The organism is Variovorax sp. GW823-FHT04F07 (genome assembly GCF_058795995.1).
On record NZ_JBXAIG010000007.1, the window covers coordinates 99,090 to 116,945 of the forward strand.

Annotated in this window: 17 protein-coding genes; 12 read left to right on the forward strand and 5 right to left on the reverse strand. The window is 70.1% G+C overall.

Annotation, left to right across the window (positions count from 1 at the left end):
* Positions 1-134: 134 nt before the first annotated feature.
* From AC1RAA_RS26475 to AC1RAA_RS26505, 7 genes are all read left to right on the forward strand, one after another.
* Complete coding sequence (locus AC1RAA_RS26475) at positions 135-1,064, forward strand: SMP-30/gluconolactonase/LRE family protein (protein WP_307589546.1); 930 nt, start codon at positions 135-137, stop codon at positions 1,062-1,064.
* 18 nt (positions 1,065-1,082) lie between these two features.
* Positions 1,083-1,970 (forward strand): LysR substrate-binding domain-containing protein, encoded by an 888-nt coding sequence (locus tag AC1RAA_RS26480; protein ID WP_062482020.1) that lies wholly within the window; start codon positions 1,083-1,085, stop codon positions 1,968-1,970.
* A gap of 115 nt (positions 1,971-2,085) precedes the next feature.
* The gene (locus tag AC1RAA_RS26485; RefSeq protein ID WP_307696522.1) at positions 2,086-3,747 is read left to right on the forward strand and encodes an L-lactate permease; all 1,662 of its coding nucleotides are present in this window, start codon (positions 2,086-2,088) and stop codon (positions 3,745-3,747) included.
* Between the two features lie 14 nt (positions 3,748-3,761).
* Positions 3,762-5,264, forward strand: coding sequence for an FAD-linked oxidase C-terminal domain-containing protein (locus AC1RAA_RS26490; RefSeq protein WP_369630886.1), 1,503 nt, complete (start codon positions 3,762-3,764; stop codon positions 5,262-5,264).
* A gap of 7 nt (positions 5,265-5,271) precedes the next feature.
* Positions 5,272-6,396, forward strand: a complete 1,125-nt coding sequence (gene glcE, locus AC1RAA_RS26495; protein WP_492731414.1) for a glycolate oxidase subunit GlcE — start codon at positions 5,272-5,274, stop codon at positions 6,394-6,396.
* A gap of 23 nt (positions 6,397-6,419) precedes the next feature.
* On the forward strand, positions 6,420-7,658 hold the full coding sequence (glcF, locus tag AC1RAA_RS26500; RefSeq protein ID WP_492731416.1) for a glycolate oxidase subunit GlcF: 1,239 nt from the start codon (positions 6,420-6,422) through the stop codon (positions 7,656-7,658).
* A gap of 97 nt (positions 7,659-7,755) precedes the next feature.
* The gene (locus tag AC1RAA_RS26505) at positions 7,756-8,190 is read left to right on the forward strand and encodes a hypothetical protein (protein ID WP_070063523.1); all 435 of its coding nucleotides are present in this window, start codon (positions 7,756-7,758) and stop codon (positions 8,188-8,190) included.
* A gap of 2 nt (positions 8,191-8,192) precedes the next feature.
* Here AC1RAA_RS26505 and AC1RAA_RS26510 read toward each other — a convergent pair whose 3' ends face one another.
* The 3 genes from AC1RAA_RS26510 to lplT are packed head-to-tail and all read right to left on the reverse strand — an operon-like array spanning position 8,193 to position 10,949.
* On the reverse strand, positions 8,193-8,681 hold the full coding sequence (locus AC1RAA_RS26510; protein ID WP_369630890.1) for a glutathione peroxidase: 489 nt from the start codon (positions 8,679-8,681) through the stop codon (positions 8,193-8,195).
* A gap of 12 nt (positions 8,682-8,693) precedes the next feature.
* Positions 8,694-9,584 (reverse strand): DMT family transporter, encoded by an 891-nt coding sequence (locus AC1RAA_RS26515; RefSeq protein WP_062476897.1) that lies wholly within the window; start codon positions 9,582-9,584, stop codon positions 8,694-8,696.
* 60 nt (positions 9,585-9,644) lie between these two features.
* Positions 9,645-10,949 (reverse strand): lysophospholipid transporter LplT, encoded by a 1,305-nt coding sequence (gene lplT, locus AC1RAA_RS26520; RefSeq protein ID WP_062476894.1) that lies wholly within the window; start codon positions 10,947-10,949, stop codon positions 9,645-9,647.
* Positions 10,950-11,120: 171 nt separating this feature from the next.
* Between lplT and alr the strand changes: the two genes are divergently transcribed.
* The gene (gene alr / locus AC1RAA_RS26525) at positions 11,121-12,218 is read left to right on the forward strand and encodes an alanine racemase (protein ID WP_095743190.1); all 1,098 of its coding nucleotides are present in this window, start codon (positions 11,121-11,123) and stop codon (positions 12,216-12,218) included.
* Between the two features lies 1 nt (position 12,219).
* A complete protein-coding gene (locus AC1RAA_RS26530) occupies positions 12,220-12,960 on the forward strand; it encodes a hypothetical protein (RefSeq protein WP_492731419.1) in 741 nt (246 codons plus the stop codon).
* Here the strand turns inward: AC1RAA_RS26530 and AC1RAA_RS26535 are convergent.
* Positions 12,938-13,819, reverse strand: a complete 882-nt coding sequence (locus AC1RAA_RS26535) for a LysR family transcriptional regulator (RefSeq protein ID WP_492731628.1) — start codon at positions 13,817-13,819, stop codon at positions 12,938-12,940. The two genes, AC1RAA_RS26530 and AC1RAA_RS26535, sit on opposite strands and share 23 nt — an antisense overlap.
* Before the next feature lie 141 nt (positions 13,820-13,960).
* Here AC1RAA_RS26535 and AC1RAA_RS26540 point away from each other — a divergent pair, with 141 nt between their 5' ends.
* The 3 genes from AC1RAA_RS26540 to AC1RAA_RS26550 all read left to right on the forward strand — a co-directional run bounded on the left by AC1RAA_RS26540 (position 13,961) and on the right by AC1RAA_RS26550 (position 16,858).
* Positions 13,961-14,917, forward strand: coding sequence for a DMT family transporter (locus AC1RAA_RS26540; RefSeq protein WP_492731421.1), 957 nt, complete (start codon positions 13,961-13,963; stop codon positions 14,915-14,917).
* Positions 14,918-15,013: 96 nt separating this feature from the next.
* Positions 15,014-15,727 carry a YebC/PmpR family DNA-binding transcriptional regulator gene (locus AC1RAA_RS26545; RefSeq protein ID WP_095949820.1) on the forward strand — a complete coding sequence of 238 codons (714 nt, stop codon included), beginning with the start codon at positions 15,014-15,016 and terminating at the stop codon, positions 15,725-15,727.
* A gap of 336 nt (positions 15,728-16,063) precedes the next feature.
* The gene (locus tag AC1RAA_RS26550; RefSeq protein ID WP_492731423.1) at positions 16,064-16,858 is read left to right on the forward strand and encodes a hypothetical protein; all 795 of its coding nucleotides are present in this window, start codon (positions 16,064-16,066) and stop codon (positions 16,856-16,858) included.
* Positions 16,859-16,873: 15 nt separating this feature from the next.
* Here the strand turns inward: AC1RAA_RS26550 and AC1RAA_RS26555 are convergent, their stop codons facing one another.
* Positions 16,874-17,851 (reverse strand): 2-dehydropantoate 2-reductase, encoded by a 978-nt coding sequence (locus AC1RAA_RS26555; protein WP_095949818.1) that lies wholly within the window; start codon positions 17,849-17,851, stop codon positions 16,874-16,876.
* Positions 17,852-17,856 lie beyond the last annotated feature (5 nt).

The window sequence follows — 17,856 nt, forward strand, 5'->3', positions numbered from 1 at the left end:
CGATACAAAGAAGAACAACCACTCCCGGTTTTTTCAGGCGAGTCTCCTTTGGATGTTCAGCCCGCGAGCGCTTCGGCGTCAGCGGGCTTTTTTTTGCCCGCGGCCCGCGTGGCCGGGGGCACAATCGCCCCACCATGTGGACCTCCATCGAAGACAGCCTCTGCGAGCTGGGTGAATCGCCGTTCTGGCATCCGCACGAACGCGCGCTCTACTGGCTCGACATCCCGGGCCGCGCCGTGCTGCGCACGCGCGGCGAGATCGGTTCGCCCACGGCCACGGTCGAGCGATGGGCCTTGCCCACCGAACCCGGCTGCATGGCGCCGGCACGCAGCGGCGGCCTCGTGATCGCGCTGCGCGACGGCATCTACCGGGCCCGCGAGTGGGGCGGCAGCCTCGTCGCGATGGCGCGCGCGGAGCACGACGTGCGCACCATGCGCTTCAACGACGGCAAGTGCGACGCGCTCGGCCGCTTTTGGGCCGGCTCGCTCAACGAGGCCAAGGACCGCGCCAACGCCGCGCTCTACTGCTTCGACGCACGCCCGGGGGACGTCTCGCCCACCATCACGTCGATGCTGGAGCATGTCACCACCGCCAACGGCCTGGCGTTCTCGCCCGACAACCGCACCCTGTACTGGGCCGACACCGCCGCGCACGTGGTGCGCGCCTGGGACTGGGACGCCGAGGCCAACACGCTGTCGCATGCGCGCGTGTTCCAGCAGTTCGATCCCAAGCCCGCGGGCTGGGTACCCAGCACGCCCACGCACTACGACGGCCGCCCCGACGGCGCCACCGTCGACGCCGCCGGCCACTACTGGGTCGCGATGTTCGAAGGCGCGCAGCTGCTGCGCTTTGCGCCCACGGGCGAGCGCGTGGCCGCCATCGCGGTGCCCGTGCAGTGCCCGACCATGCCCTGCTTCGGCGGCGACGACCTGCGCACCCTGTTCGTCACCAGCGGGCGCAAGGGCCGCCCGGCCGACGAGCTGGTGCAGCGTCCGGCCTCGGGCACCGTGCTCTCGATGCGCGTCGACACGCCGGGCCTGCCGGTGAATTTCTTCGAAGACTGAGTCGGGCCGCTGCCGAGGATGGCCCTGCACCACATCCCCCCGATCCAATGCCTGCTGACCTTCGAGGCCGTCGCGCGCCTGCGGCATGCGGGCCGCGCGGCCGACGAGCTGTGCGTGACGGCCAGCGCCGTGAGCCACCGCATCCGCCAGCTCGAGGCGCACGTGGGCTTCAAGCTCTTCGGGCGCAGCGACTTCAGCCTCACGGCCGACGGCGCGGCCTACCTGGCGAACGTGCGCGTCGGCCTGGCCGCGCTGCAGCAGGCCACGCCCGGCAGCCGTGACGCGGCGCTGCGCGCACCGCGCCTGAGCGTGGCGGTCACGCCCACCTTCAGCCGCCAGTTCCTGATGCCGCGGCTGGAGCTCTTTCGCAACATCTACCCCGACATCGAACTGGCGCTGCACGTGTCGATCCCGCTGCTCGACGTCACGGCCGAGCAGACCGACCTGCAGGTGCGCTACGGCATCGGCGCGTACGCCGACTGCGAGCACCGCCTGCTCATCGCCGAGGACGTGGTGCCCGCCTGCAGCCCGAGCTACCTCAACGAGTTCGGGCCCTTCGACGGCTTTCGCACCGCGGCCGAGATCGCCAGCGCGCGGCTGATCCGCAGCCCGCTCGAGCCCTGGGGCACCTGGTTCGCGAGCTGCGGCATCGACCAGCCCGAGCCGCACCTGGGCGCGCAGTTCAACGACCTGGGCCTGGTCTACGACGCGGCCGCCAGCGGCTTCGGCGTGGCGCTGGTGCGACAGAAGCTGGGCGCCGCCTGGTTCGAATCGGGGCGGCTGGTGGCGCTGTCGGAACGCCCCGTGCCCTCGCCGCACCGCCACTACATCTGCTGGCAGCCGGGCACGCTGGAGCGCTGGGAGTGCGCGGCCTTCGTCGACTGGATCGTTCAGACGCTGCACTGACCGACACGCCGGCCCGACAAATTTTTATCAAGGTCCGGGCAAAAAACCTTCAATCCGGACGGTGCGCATCTCCCTAGAGTGCGGGGCACAACAACAGCCTCCCCGGAGACAACGCATGACCTGGCAGCAGATCTACGACCCGTTCGGCAACATGATCATTTCCACCGCGCTCGCCGCGATCCCGGTGGTGGTGATGCTCGCGTGCCTCGGCTTCTTCCACATCAAGGCCCACATCGCCGCCGGCCTCGGCCTGCTGGCGGCCCTTGCCGTCGCCGTGTTCGCCTACGGCATGCCGGCCGAAATGGCCGGGCGCGCCGCGCTCTTCGGCGGCTTCACGGGCCTGCTGCCGATCGGCTGGATCGTGCTGAACATCATCTTCCTGCAGCAGCTGGCCGAACAGAACGGCAGCTTCAAGGTGCTGCAGGACTCGCTCTCGGGCATCACCGAAGACCGCCGCATCCAGCTGTTGCTGATCGCCTTCTGCTTCGGCGCGTTCTTCGAGGGCGCGGCGGGCTTCGGCACGCCGGTGGCGGTCACGGCCGGCATCCTGATCGGGCTGGGCTTCTCGCCGCTGGCCGCCTCGGGGCTCTCGCTGATCGCCAACACGGCGCCGGTGGCCTTCGGCGCGCTCGGCACGCCGGTGATCACGCTGGCCAAGGTGCACGGCTACGACCTGATGGAAGTCACCGCGATGATCGGCCGGCAGCTGCCGTTCTTCTCGCTGCTGGTGCCGTTCTGGCTGGTCTGGGCCTTCGCCGGACGCAAGGCGATGATGGAAGTGTGGCCCGCCATCCTGGTCACGGGGGTGTCGTTCGCGGTGCCGCAGTACCTGGTGTCGAACTTCATCGGCCCCGAGCTCGTCGACATCATCGCGGCCATCGTGTCGATGGCCAGCCTGGTGCTGTTCCTGCGCGTGTGGCAGCCCAAGAACGTGTGGCGCTCGCCCTCGCTGCGCGGCAAGGACGTGAGCGCGCACGAGGCCAAGCCGCCGGCCGCCATCGTCGTGCACAGCCGCGAGGCGCTGGTGCGCGCGTGGATGCCCTGGGTGATTCTTTCGGTGTTCGTCTTCATCTGGGGCCTGCCGGCGGTGAAGACCGCGCTCAACGGCGTCTTCGCGCCCTCGTTCCCGATGGGCGGGCTGCACAACCTGATCGAGAAGATGCCGCCGGTGGTCACCGCGCCCACCAAGGAAGGCGCGGTGTACGTGCTGAACCTGCTGTCGGCCACCGGCACCGGCATCCTGCTGTCGGCGATCGTGAGTGCGCTGTTCATGAAGTACAACCCGGTCGAGATCGTGCGCACCTTTTTTCGCACGCTCTGGATGGTGCGCTACTCGCTCATGACCATCGTGCTGATGCTCGCGCTGGGCACGCTCACGCGCTACTCGGGCACCGACACCACGCTGGGCCTGGCGTTCGCCAACACCGGCGTGTTCTATCCCTTCTTCGGCACGCTCATGGGCTGGATCGGCGTGGCCATGACGGGCTCCGACACCGCGTCGAACGTGCTGTTCGGCGGCATGCAGAAGGTCGCGGCCGAGCAGCTGGGCCTGGCGCCCAACCTCATGGGCGCGGCCAACAGCTCGGGCGGCGTGATGGGTAAGATGATCGACGCCCAGTCGATCGTGGTGGCCTCCACCGCCACGCGGTGGTTCAATCACGAAGGCGACATCCTGCGCTACGTGTTCTTCCACTCGATCGCGCTGGCCTCGCTGGTCGGCCTGTACGTGACGCTGCAGGCCTATGTGTGGCCATTCACCCTGATGGTCGTCCGCTGAAAGTTGTTCCCGCCATGAATGCTCCCGTCACGACCGACCAGCACACGCAGCTGTCGAAGGCGGAGCGCCAGGCGCAGGTGGTGCGGGCGCTGCAGGCGCACCTGCCCGCGCATGCGCTCATCTGGCACGCCGAGGACACCACGCCCTACGAGTGCGACGGCCTCACGGCCTACCGCCAGCGCCCGCTGGTGGTGGCCCTGCCCGAGACCGAGGCGCAGGTGGCCGCCGTGCTGCGCGCCTGCCATGCGCTGGCCGTGCCGGTGGTGGCGCGCGGCGCGGGCACCGGGCTCTCGGGCGGCGCCATGCCGCACGCGCTGGGCGTGACGCTGTCGCTCGCCAAGTTCAACCGCATCCTGAAGGTCGACCCGGTGAGCCGCACGGCCGTCGTGCAGTGCGGCGTGCGCAACCTCGCCATCAGCGAAGCCGCCGCGCCTTTCAACCTCTACTACGCGCCCGACCCGTCGAGCCAGATCGCCTGCACCATCGGCGGCAACGTGGCCGAGAACTCGGGCGGCGTGCACTGCCTGAAGTACGGCCTCACGCTGCACAACGTGCTGCGCGTGCGCGGCTTCACGGCCGAGGGCGAGCCCATCGAGTTCGGCGGCGAAGCGCTCGATGCGCCGGGGCTCGACCTGCTCGCGCTGGCCATCGGCAGCGAAGGCATGCTGGCTGTGACCACCGAGGTCACGGTGAAGCTCGTGCCCAAGCCGCAGCTGGCGCGCTGCATCATGGCCAGCTTCGACGACGTGCGCAAAGCCGGCGACGCGGTCGCGGCGGTGATCGCGGCGGGCATCATCCCGGCGGGCCTGGAGATGATGGACAAGCCCATGACCGCCGCCGTCGAAGACTTCGTGCACGCGGGCTACGACCTCGACGCCGCCGCCATCCTGCTGTGCGAATCGGACGGCACGCCCGAAGAAGTGGAAGAAGAAATCGGCCGCATGACCGACGTGTTGCGCGGCTGCGGTGCCACCGCCATCGCCGTGAGCACCAGCGAAGACGAGCGCATGAAGTTCTGGAGCGGCCGCAAGAACGCCTTTCCGGCGTCGGGCCGCATCAGCCCCGACTACATGTGCCTCGACTCCACCATCCCGCGCAAGCGGCTCGCCGACATCCTGCTGGCGATCCAGGAGATGGAGAAAAAATACAACCTGCGCTGCTGCAACGTGTTCCACGCGGGCGACGGCAACCTGCATCCGCTGGTGCTGTTCGACGCCAACGACCCCGACGAGCTGCACCGCTGCGAGCTGTTCGGCGCCGACATCCTCGAGACCAGCGTCGCCATGGGCGGCACCGTCTCGGGCGAGCACGGCGTGGGCGTGGAAAAGCTCAACAGCATGTGCGTGCAGTTCACCGCGGCCGAGAACGAGCAGATGTTCGGCATCAAGCGCGCCTTCGACCCCGCCGGGCTGCTCAACCCCGGCAAGGTGATTCCCACGCTGCAGCGCTGCGCCGAGTACGGCAAGGAAGTGGTGCGCGGCGGCCGGCTGGCGCATCCCGACCTGCCGAGATTCTGAGAGCTTCATGAACACGGACATCGCCCTCCAGCAGGTCGTCGAGCGCGTGCGCGCCGCCGCGGCCGATGCCACATCGCTGCGCCTGCGCGGCGGTGGCACCAAGGATTTCTACGGCCAGCCGCCGCGCGGCGAGCTGCTCGACCTGCGCGCGCTCAGCGGCATCACGAGCTACGAACCCAGCGAGCTGGTCGTCACCGTGCGCGCCGGCACGCCACTGGCCGAGCTCGAGGCCGCGCTCGCTGAACAAGGCCAGTGCCTGCCCTTCGAGCCGCCGTGCTTCGATGCCGGCGGCACGGTGGGCGGCATGGTCGCCGCCGGCCTCAGCGGCCCGTCGCGCGCCAGCGTGGGCGCGGTGCGCGACTACGTGCTCGGCACCACGCTCATCAACGGCCGCGCCGAGGTGCTGAGCTTCGGCGGCCAGGTGATGAAGAACGTCGCCGGCTACGACGTCTCGCGCGTGCTGGCGGGCTCGCTCGGCACGCTGGGCGTGATCGCCGAAGTGAGCCTCAAGGTGCTGCCCGTGGCGCCCGCCGAGGCCACGCTCGCCTTCGCCTGCAGCCAGGCCGATGCGCTGCGCCTGCTCAACGAGTGGGGCGGGCGCCCGCTGCCGCTGAACGCGAGCAGCTGGTTCGAACACGCACCCGGCGCGGGCGTGCTGCGCCTGCGGCTGCGCGGCGCCGTGGCGGCCGTCGAAGCCGCCTGCGCACAGCTCGGCGGCGAGCGCCAGGACCCGGTGCGCGCGGCCGCCGGCTGGGCCGCGCTGCGCGACCAGCGCATGCCGTGGTTCGCACTCGACGCCGACGGTTCGCTCGCGCTGTGGCGCCTGTCGGTGCCGCAGACCGCGCCGGTGATCGCCATCGACGGCTGCGCCGCGCCGCTGGTCGAGTGGCACGGCGGGCAGCGCTGGTACCTCGCACCGCCCGCGCAGGCGGCGCGCCTGCGCGAGGCCGCGTGTGCAGCGGGTGGCCATGCCACGCTGTTCCGCGTGCCCGCGGCGCAAGCGGCGGACTGCCAGGTGCCGCGCTTCGACGCACTGAGCGCGCCGGTGGCGCGCATCCATCGCGCGCTGATGCAGGAGTTCGATCCGCACGGGGTCTTCGACCGCGGCCGGCTCTTCGCAGGCGATCAATAAAAAAAGAAACGACACCACCCGCGATGCAAACCGAACTAGCCCCCGAATTCCGCGACACCGACGCGGGCCGCGAAGCCGAAGCCATCCTGCGCAAGTGCGTGCACTGCGGCTTCTGCACCGCCACCTGCCCGACCTACCAGCTGCTCGGCGACGAGCTCGACGGGCCGCGTGGGCGCATCTACCTCATCAAGCAGGTGCTCGAAGGCCACGCGCCCACGCGCAGCACGCAGCTGCACCTCGACCGCTGCCTCACCTGCCGCAACTGCGAGAGCACCTGCCCGAGCGGCGTGCAGTACGGCAATCTCGTGGACATCGGCCGCAAGATCGTCGACGAAAAAGTGCCGCGCCCGGCGATGGAGTCGGCCACGCGCTGGCTGCTGAAGGAAGCGCTGCCGTCGCCGCTGTTCGGCCCCGCGATGGCGCTGGGCCAGTCGGTGCGCGGCCTGCTGCCCGAAGGGTTGAAGGCCAAGGTGCCCGCCAAGCAGGACGCCGGCCGCTGGCCCACCGCCACGCACGCGCGCAAGGTGCTGATGCTCGCAGGCTGCGTGCAGCCGTCGATGGCGCCGAACATCAACAGCGCCACCGCGCGCGTGCTCGACGCGGCCGGCATCCAGGCCGTGATCGCGCCCAAGGCGGGCTGCTGCGGCGCGGTGAAGTTCCACCTCAACGACCAGGACGGCGGCAAGGCGCAGATGCGCGCCAACATCGACGCATGGTGGCCTTTCGTCGAAAGCAACGAGGTCGAGGCCATCGTGATGAACGCCTCGGGCTGCGGCGTCACCGTGCGCGAGTACGGCCACCTGCTGCAGCACGACGCGGCCTATGCCGCCAAGGCCGCGCGCATCAGCGCGCTCACGCGCGACCTGAGCGAGCTGCTGCCCGACCTCGTGCCCGCGCTGCAGGGCCGCGTGCGCGCGCCCGAGGGCGTGGTCGCCTACCACCCGCCCTGCACGCTGCAGCACGGCCAGAAGCTGCGCGGCGGTGTCGAGACGCACCTGCGCGCGCTGGGCTTCGACGTGCGCGTGGCCATGAACGAATCGCACCTGTGCTGCGGCTCGGCCGGCACCTACTCGGTGCTGCAGCCCGAGCTGGCCTACCCGCTGCGCGACCGCAAGCTCGGCCACCTGAAGCAGCTGCAGCCCACCACCATCGCCTCGGCCAACATCGGATGCATCACGCACCTGCAAAGCGGCAGCGGCGACACGCCGGTGCGGCACTGGGTCGAGCTGCTCGACGCGGCGCTGCAGACGCCGGCAGGGTAGGGCGCGCGCGCACGGCAGGGTACGTTGCCGTCCGACGTGCGCACCGCGCGTCGGGGCGCATCATGGCGAACCGAAGACGCTGCAAGGAGTTCGTGCCATGTCTTTCGTTTCCGCATTTCCGCTGCGCCGCGCATTGCTGGCCGCTGCCTGCATCGCAGGCACCGTCGCCGCGCAGGCGCAGCAGCCGCCGTCGGCCCTGCCGCCCTGGCAGGGCATCGGCACCACGCGCTATGTGTGCGGCGGCATCGGCTCCGACGAGTCGAACGCCATGCGCGCCGCCATGAAGAACCACCCGCTGTCGCTGCTGTTCGCGCGCGCCGACGGGGCCTACCTGGCCAACCTGAACGTCGCGATCAAGGGCGGCGACGCGAACTCGTCCGCCGCCATGGCCTTCACCGCCACCGGTCCGGTGTGCCTCATCGACCTGCCGGCGGGGCGCTATGTGATCGACGTGAGCACGTCGACGGGCGAGACAAAAAGCCAGACCGTGACGGTCGGCGGCGCGCCGAAGAGCGCCGACTTCCGCTTCTGAATTCAGCTGGCGGCCAGCGCCGCCTCGATGTCGCGCGTGAGCGAGGCCGGCGTGTCCAGCGGCGCGTAGCGCTTGAGCACCGCGCCGTCGCGCCCGACCAGGAACTTGGTGAAGTTCCACTTGATGGCCGTGCTGCCCAGCAGGCCCGGCTTTTCCTTGGTGAGCCACTGGTACAGCGGCAACGCGTTGCTGCCGTTGACGTCGATCTTCTCCATCATCGGGAAGCTCACGCCGTAGTTGGTCATGCAGAAGGCGCCGATTTCCTCGTTGGTGCCCGGGTCCTGCCCGCCGAACTGGTTGGAGGGAAAACCCAGCACCGCGAGGCCCTGGCCGGCGTACTTTTCGTGCAGCGCTTCCAGGCCTTCGAACTGCGGCGTGAAGCCGCAATTGCTCGCCGTGTTGACGATCAGCAGCACCTTGCCGCGGAAGGTCGAGAGCTTCACCGGTTTGCCGTCGATGCGGGTGGCCTGGAAGTCGTAGACGCTGGTCATGGAGAGAGCTCCTCAGGTGGACGCGGAAACGCCATCATCGCGCGCGGGCGGGGTTCGCGCAAACGCCGACCACACCGCGCCCAGCACGATCAGCGCGCCGCCGACGAGGATGCGCGAGTTCATGGTGGACGCGCCCAGCGCCACCGACGAGACGCTGGCGAACAGCACTTCCGACAGCATGATCACCGAAGTCGCGCTGGCCGCCAGCTTCGGTGCGCCGTACTGCAGGCACACGTTGGCGACGATGAAGCCCGTGCCCAGCAGCGCGGCCCAGCCCAGCCAGCCCGGCGAGGCGAGCAGCGGTGAATCGATGCCGCCGAACGCAGTGCCGCTCACCGCGCCGACGCCTGCCACCACGGTGCAGCCCCAGAACATCGCCAGCGCACGCGACTCGCCCGGCGCATGCCGCAGGTGGCGCAATACGATGTTGGTCACGGCAAAGCCGAAGCCCGCCGCCACGCCCAGCCAGTCGGGCAGGCTCGAGGGCACCGGCCAGTCGGTGCCCGGCGCCTTCAGCACCACCACCACGCCGGTGAGCGCCAGCGCCACGCGCATCAGCGCACCGCCCGTGGGCCGCTCGCCCAGCAGCAGCCAGGCCAGCAGCACGCTCCACAGCGGCATCAGGTAGAACAGCAGCACCACGCGCACCACGTCGCCCTGCGTCACGGCCCAGTTGAAACCCACGTTGGTGAAGCCCGCCGCCAAGCCCAGCGCCACCAGCATCGGGAACGCGGCGAAGGCCTTCCAGGCGTGCCGGCGCACGAGGCCCATCGCCGTGGCGATGACGAGGTAGATCAGGCAGGTGGTCCACAGCGGATGCAGGCCGTGGCTGGCGATCTGGCGGAAGGGAATCCACGAAACGCCCCACACGAAGGCGTTGAACATCAGGGCGAGGGCGGGCATGGGGCGTTGGGGTGGGGGCGCTCGGCGCGCCGGCCATTGCACCAACGCGGTCGCGCGAAATCAGTGGTGCTTGTCGCTGCGGGCGATCGCGAGGAGGTGCTCGACTTCCTCAGGATACTTCTTGAGGTTGTTCTCGTGCCAGCGCTTGATGATCCACATGCAGCCGGCCACCACGAGGCCGAAGGCGCTGATGGCACCGTAGGCCGACAGGCCCAGGCCCGTGCACACGCTGTAGAAGCCGCCCAGCAGAAGGATGCAGGCCTGCTCGTTGAAGTTCTGCACGGCGATGGAGCGGCCCGCGCCCATCAGGTTGTGGCCGCGGTGCTGCAGCAGGGCGTTCATCGGCACCACCAGGAAGCCGCCCAGGCCGCCCAGGATGATCAGGAACGGCACCGCCAGCCAGACGTTGCCGATGAAGTTCATGCAGATCACCATCAGGCCCATCGCGATGCCCATGGGGATCACGCGCGTGGCCATGTCCAGCCGCATGTACATCGAGGCCACGATGGCGCCCACCGCGGTGCCGATGGTCACCACGCCGGTCAGCGCCGAGGCCTGGGTGGTGTTGTATTCGAGCGCCACGGCGGCCCAGGCCAGCACGATGTACTTGAGGTTGCCGCCCGCGCCCCAGAACAGCGTGGTGGTCGCCAGCGAGATCTGGCCCAGCCGGTCGCGCCACAGGCGGGCGTTGCAATGCCAGAAGTCGGGCAGCAGGCCGGCCAGGTTGCGCACCATGCTCTGCTCGGGGTTGGAGCGCAGCGGGCGCATCTCGACGCCGGTGTGCGGGATGCGGGTGTTGAACCAGGCCGCGAGCACGTAGACGAAGATCAGCACCGCAATGGCGGCTTCGGCCGGCGAGTCGATGCCGGTGTCGATGAACGGCAGGTCGATCAGCAGCAGCTGGCTGGACACCGCATGGCCCACCAGCATGCCGCCGAGCACGATGCCCAGCAGGATCGAGGCGATGGTCAGTCCTTCGATCCAGCCGTTGGCCTTGACCAGCTGCGACGACGGCAGCAGCTCGGTGAGGATGCCGTACTTGGCCGGCGAGTAGGCCGCGGCGCCCAGGCCGACGATGGAATACGACAGCAGCGGGTGCGAGCCGAACAGCATCATCAGGCAGCCCACGACCTTGATCGCGTTGCTGATGAACATCACCTTGCCCTTGGGCAGCGCGTCGGCAAAGGCGCCCACCAGCGGGGCCAGCACCACATAGAAGACCGCGAAGATCGGCACCAGGGCGGCCCGCTGCCATTCGGGAGCGCCCGAACTTCGCATGAGATCGACGGCAACGACGAAAAGCGCTTGGTCGGCCAGCGACGAAAAGAACTGGGCCGACATGATCGTGTAAAAACCGCGCTTCATCGATGGGCTGGCTGGCCAGAGGGTCTGCTGGCGGTAGTGAAAAAGTGTCGCGTCAGGCGCGAATGGGCGGTTATAGCATGGGGGTACGACGCGAATTCAGGCATCCCCACGGGATTCGACCCCATTCCCGAAGATGCTAAAACGTGGTCTGAAACCACCCCAACACCCGCCATGCCGCGCCCCATTCTCGCCACCGTCCACACCGCCGCCCTGCGCCACAACCTCGACCGCGCCCGCCGCTCGGCCGTCGACGCCCGTGTCTGGGCCGTGGTCAAGGCCAACGCCTACGGGCACGGCATCGAGCGTGTCTTCGAAGGCCTGCGCGGCGCCGACGGCTTCGCGCTGCTCGACCTGGCCGAGGCCGAGCGCGTGCGCGCGCTGGGCTGGCGCGGCCCCGTGCTGCTGCTCGAAGGCGTGTTCGACGCGCGCGACCTGGAGCTGTGCTCGCGCCTGGACCTGTGGCATTCGGTGCACTGCGACGAGCAGATCGACATGCTCGCGGCCCACAAGACCCTGAAGCCGCAGCGCGTGTTCCTGAAGATGAACTCCGGCATGAACCGCCTGGGCTTCTCGCCCGAGCGCTTCGGCTCGGCCTGGACGCGCCTGAACGCGCTCCCGCAGGTCGACGAGATCTCGCTCATGACGCACTTCAGCGACGCCGACGGCCCGCGCGGCATCGAGCACCAGCTCGAGGTGTTCGAACGCGCCACGCGCGACCTGCCCGGCGAGCGCTCCATCGCCAACAGCGCCGCCACGCTGCGCCATGCGCCGCGCACGCGCGGCGACTGGGTGCGCCCCGGCATCGTGCTGTACGGCAGCGCCCCCGACTTCCCCGAACACGACGCGGCGCACTGGCAGCTGCAGCCGACCATGACGCTGTCGACCCGGCTCATCTCGGTGCAGACGCTGAAGGCCGGCGACACCATCGGCTACGGCTCGCGCTTCGCGGCCGACGGCCCGCTCACCATCGGCATCGCGGCGGTCGGCTATGCCGACGGCTACCCGCGCCACTGCGACACCGGCACCCCGGTGCTGGTGAACGGCGTGCGCACCCGCATGGTGGGCCGCGTGAGCATGGACATGATCACCGTCGACCTCACGCCCGTGCCCGATGCCGCCTTCGGCGCCGAGGTCACGCTGTGGGGCCGCTCGGCCCTGACCGGCGCGGTGCTGCCGATCGACGAGGTGGCCCAGGCCGCCGGCACCGTCGGCTACGAACTCATGTGCGCGGTCGCGCCGCGGGTGCCCTTCGCACCCGCCGACGAATGACGTGAAGGTTCTTTCCAACTGGCGCTCCGTGCGCCTGTGGGAAACCCAGGTCGAACGCGACCTGCACCGCGATCACAGCCTGCGCACGCACGGCCTGCTGATCGGCACTTTCACGCTGCTGCTGATGTGGGGCGCCTCGGCGTTGCAGATGCACCTGCTGCATGTCGAGTCGCTGGCCGTGCGCTACCTCGTCACGCTCGGCGTGGGCTATGTCGGGTACCTGTGCGTGCTGCGCTGGTGGGCGCAGCGGCTGGTGGAGCGGCGCACCGAGTTCGAGCTGCCCGATGAGGACCTGGATATTCGCTCCGACGGCTCGGACGATCACGGGGGCGCGACCGACGCCACCGACGGCGGCAGCGGGCTCTCCGATGTCGCCAGCGGCGCGCTCGACGCCGCGGGCAGCGCCGACGAAGGCGCGATCATCGTCGTGCCGGTGCTCGCCATCTTCCTGCTGTGCGTGGCCGTCGTGCTCGGCGCGGGCTCGCTGGTGCTGCTGTACTTCAGCTGGGACGCGCTGCTGGCCGTGGCGATCGAGGTCGCCTTTTCCTACGTGTCGGCCCGCGCCGCCGTGCGCGTGGCGCGCGAAGGCTGGCTCATGGCGGCGGTGCGGCTCACCTGGAAGCCGCTGCTGGGCGCGGTGGTCTGCGCGGTGGCGCTGGGCGCGCTCATCGACCACTTCATGCCGCAGGTCCACTCGCTGCCCGAAGCCGTGCGCGTGCTCACGGGGAAGGCACCGCGCTGAGCAGGTGCTCGACCAGCACCCGGCACTTGGGTGGCAGGTAGCGGCTGGGCGGGTACATCAGCCACGCGTGCCCCTGGTAGGCGCCCTGCAGCGCCCAGTCGGGCAGCACGCGCACCACGCGGCCGTCGTCCAGCGCCTCGCGCGCCGTGAAGGCCGGCACGCAGGCCACGCCCAGGTCCGCGAGCGCGCCGTCGAGCCGCATCTCGCTGTGGTTGCAGACATAGCGGCCGTCCACCACCACCTCGACCTCGTCTTCACCGTCTTTTCGGAAGCGCCAGTGGTTGTCGCGCTCGTGCTCGCCCAGCGACAGGCAGCTGTGCGCGCGCAGGTCGTGCGGGTGCGCGATGGCGCCGTGGCGTGCCAGGTAGGCCGGCGTGGCGCACAGGATGTGCTCGACCGCCATCAGCCGCCGCGCCACCAGCCCCTCGGGCGGCGCCGTGGTCAGCCGCACCACGAGGTCGACGCCTTCGCGGATCGGGTCGATGTCGCGGTCGGCCACGATCAGCTGCACGTCCACTTCCGGATAGGCGCGCAGGAAGTCGAGCAGGTGCGGGTGCAGCACGCGCCGCGCAAAGGCCTTCGGCGCGCTCAGGCGCACCCGGCCGGCCGGCGTGCGCGCGAACTGCGCGCCGATGTCCATCGCGCCCTGCGCCGCCGCCACCAGCTCGCGACAGCGCGCAAAAGCCTCGGCGCCTGGCTCCGTGAGCCGCAGCTGGCGCGTGGTGCGCTGCAGCAGCTGCACGCCGATCTCCTGTTCGAGCCGCTTCACCTGCCGGCTCGCGGCCGAGGGCGTGATGCCCAGCAGGTCGGCCGCGGCCGAGAAGCTGCCCAGTTCGGCGACCCGCACGAAGGTCACCATCTCGGGCAGCACCTTGAGAAATGAATTCGTTCCGACCACGCAAGAGTCCTGTTCCGGCCGACGGCTGTGCGGCCCTGGTGCCGCCCGGAACAATGCGCCTTCTCTTCTTCTTTCAGGCGCCCCGGGCCGCGGGCAGACAGTATGGATTCAAAGGCGTTGCAAGGTGCGGTCCCGACGGGGCGCGGGTCGTGGCCGGCCGGCTTCGGCCCGGCCGAGCTCATGCTGCTGCTCGTGGCGGCGGTCTGGGGCGGCAGCTACGCGGTGGCCAAGCAGGCGACGCAGCAATTGCCCGTGCTCGAGTTCGTCGCGCTGCGCTTCGGCCTCACCTTTCTCGTGCTGCTGCCCGCGCTGCGGCCGCTGTGGCGTGACCCGCAGTGGCGCCAGGGGCTCGCCGTGGGCGGCCTGCTGGGCGCCAACCTGCTCGCCATCTTCCTGTGCGAGACCTTCGGCGTCTCGCTGACCCTGGCGAGCAACGCCGCCTTCCTCATCAGCCTGTGCGTGGCGATCACGCCGTTCGTCGAATGGTGGCTGCTGGGCCGGCGGCCCGCGCGGCGCGTGTTCTGGGCGGCCGGGCTCTCGGCCGTGGGCGCGGCCCTGCTGTCGGCGCCCTCGCTCGCCGACCTGTCGATGGGGTGGGGCGACGCCCTGATGCTCGCCGCCGCCTTCCTGCGCGCCGTCATGGTGTGCCTCACGCGCCGCCTGGCCGGCCGCCACAACCTGCCGGCGCTCACGCTGACGGCCGTGCAGTCGGGCGTGATGGCGCTGGGCGCGGCGGCGCTGTCGCTGCTGGCCGCGTCGGGCGGGCGCGCCTGGCACTTGCCGCCCGCCACGGCCGGCTTCTGGTGGGGCATGGCCTACCTCGTGCTGCTGTGCACCGTGTTCGCCTTTTTCGCGCAGAACCATGCGGCTTCCCGCAGCAGCCCGAGCCGGGTGTCGCTGCTCATGGGCAGCGAACCGGTGTTCGGCGCGGCCATCGCGGCGCTCGGGCTGGGCGAGCGCATCGGCGCCTGGGGCTGGGCCGGCGGCCTGCTGATCGTGGGCGCTGCCCTGTGGGTGAGCCTGGCGCCGGAGGAGGGCGAGCAGACGGGGCGCCCCTGACGGCGGAAGGGGGCCGGCTGGGCGCCGCCCCCGGCTCGTGGCATCCTCGGGGGCTGCGGCGTTTCGCCGCCCCCCACAACACCAAGGAATGCAGACATGGGCGCGCAATGGAAAGCCAAGCACAAGGACGTGGCCGCGAATGCCAAGGGCCGGTTGTTCGGCAAGCTGGCCAAGGAAATCATGATCGCCGCGCGCAACGGCGCCGACCCGGCCTCGAACGCGCGGCTGCGGCTGGTCGTCGAGCAGGCCCGCAAGGTCTCGATGCCGAAGGACACGCTCGACCGCGCCATCAAGAAGGGCGCTGGCCTCACGGGCGAGGCGGTGCACTTCGACCACGTGATGTACGAGGGCTTCGCCCCGCACCGCGTGGCCGTGATGGTCGAGTGCCTGACCGACAACGTGAACCGCACCGCCCCTGAAATGCGCGTGCTGTTCCGCAAGGGCCAGCTCGGCACCTCCGGCTCGGTCTCGTGGGACTTCGACCACCTCGGCATGATCGAGGCCGAGCCCGCCAGCAAGGACGCCGACGCCGAAGTGGCCGCCATCGAAGCCGGCGCGCAGGACTTCGAGCCGGGCGCCGAAGACGGCACCACCCTGTTCCTGACCGAGCCCGCCGACCTCGACCTGGTGAGCCGCGCACTGCCGGCCCAGGGCTTCACCGTGCTGTCGGCCAAGCTGGGCTACCGGCCCAAGAATCCCGTTGATCCTGCGAGCCTGAGCGCTGCCGACCTCGAAGAGGTCGAGGCGTTTCTTGCGGCCATCGACGCGAACGACGACGTGCAGAACGTGTACGTCGGGTTGGCGGGTTGACCGCCTGAGCCTGACGTTCGGGGCGACGCTCCCGCCGACGCGGTACCTTGCTCCGCGAATGTCCCCCGGGGCTTCGCCCCTCCTCCTTGATTTCGCTGCGCAAGGCACCGCATCGGCGTGAGCGTTGGCAGTGCGGCTGTTGATCGGCCGCACAACGACCGCGCCCATCGTGCACAGGACACTGGGTGCTTCCCGCAGCGAAATCAAGGAGGAGGCCGCAGGCCGGGGGACATTCGCGGAGGGAAGTACCCGGTGGCCTGTGCACACGCCCTGAACATCGTCGATAGAACCGAGCCGCCACGCCGGAGACAATCCGCGCCGGAGGAAAACAGTTCAATGACCCATTCGACGAAGAAACGAACGCCGTCGCGTGCCACACGGCATGCCCTCGGCCTGGCACTGGCCATCGCCGGCTTCTCGGCACAAGCCCAGACCGAAGCGGCTGCACCGCCCATGGCCGCAGCCTCGGCACCCGCCGAAGCCACCCCAGCCGCTGCGGCGCCCCAAACCCGCGTCCGCTACCTGCGCATGCCCCAGCAGAGCGGCGCCGACCACCTGCGCGTGGTGCGCCGCGAAGACACGGTGGGCCGCGTGGCCGGCCAGGTCGCGCTGAACGTCGCGTTCGCCGTGCTCGGCACCGGCGCGGCCGTGCAGGGCTTCTCGAAGGACGGCCTCGGCGGCACCACGCTCGAAGCGCTGCGTGACGATCCGGTGAGCGTCAACCCGGCCATGAGCGACCTGCAGGAGGCCCTGAGCAAGATCGCCACCGACATCTACCGCCGCCGCACCGAGACCGCGCTCGCCACCGCGCTGACCGACGGCTCCACGCCCGAAGAGATCGAGGCCGCGCGCCAGACGCCGAAGGAGGCCGACTCGCCGCTGGTCCCCGGGTCGTGGCACCTCGTCTACGAAAACCTGATGGGCTCGGACGAACTGTTCCGGCTCAAGTACGGCGCCTCGCTGGGGCGCGCGGGCTTCATGCGCCCGCCGATCGGCTGCAGCTACGAATCGGAGCCGCTGGCCTGGACCCAGTGGCAGGCCGACGGCTGGCAGCGGCTGCGCGAGGAGCGCACGAAGATCGTGGCCCGTTGCGTCGAGGCCATCGGCGCTGCACCCGAAAACCGCTGGTAATCAGCGGCAGGCCGCTCAGTACAACCCGAGCTGCCGCGTCCGCAGCCGCGCCAGCCCCAGCAGCGCATCCGTGAACGGCGTGGCCACGCCCGTCAGTTCGCCCAGCTCGCGCACCACGGTGACGAGCGCGTCGAGCTCGACCGAACGGCCTGCCTCCACGTCCTGCAGCATCGAGGTCTTGAACGCGCCGAGCTTCATCGTCACCGCGTGCCGGTCTTCGGGGCTTTGCGTGATCTCGATGCCGATGCGCCGGCCGATCTCCTTGGCCTCGAGCATCACCGCCGAGATGAAGCCGCGCACATAGTCGTCGCCCATGATCAGGTCGGTGGTCGCGCCCGTGAGCGCGCTGATCGGGTTCACCGTCATGTTGCCCCACAGCTTGAACCACACGTCCTTCTGGATCTGCGGCGACAGCGTGGTGTCGATGCCCGTGCTCTTGAGCAGTTCGACCAGCTTCTGCACGCGCGGCGTGGCCTGGCCCGAAGGTTCGCCCACGATCAGCCCGTTGCCGAAGTGGTGCCGCACCACGCCCGGCCCGTCGAGCGAGCAGCTGGCGTGCACCACGCAGCCGATCACGTTACGCGACGGAATGGCCTTGGCAATGGCGCCCTCAGGGTCGACGGCCGCGAGGCGATGCCCCGTGATCTCGCCGCCGAAGCCGCCTTCAAGGAACCACCACGGCACGCCGTTCATGGCCACCAGCACGATCGTGTCGGGCCCGATCAGCGGCCCGATGCGCTCGGCCACGCCGGCCAGCGCGGGCGCCTTCACGGCGATCACCACCAGGTCTTGAACACCCAGTGCCTCGGGGTCGGCCACCGCGTTCACCGGCACGCGCGTGCGCACGTCGCCGCGCATGAGCGAGAGGCCGTCCTTCTGGAGCGCGTCGAGCGTGGCGCCGCGCGCCACCACGTTCAGGCGCTGGCCTGCCTGTGCGAGGCCGACGCCGATCCATCCGCCGATCGCGCCGGCGCCGTAGATGCAAATCTTCATGGGAA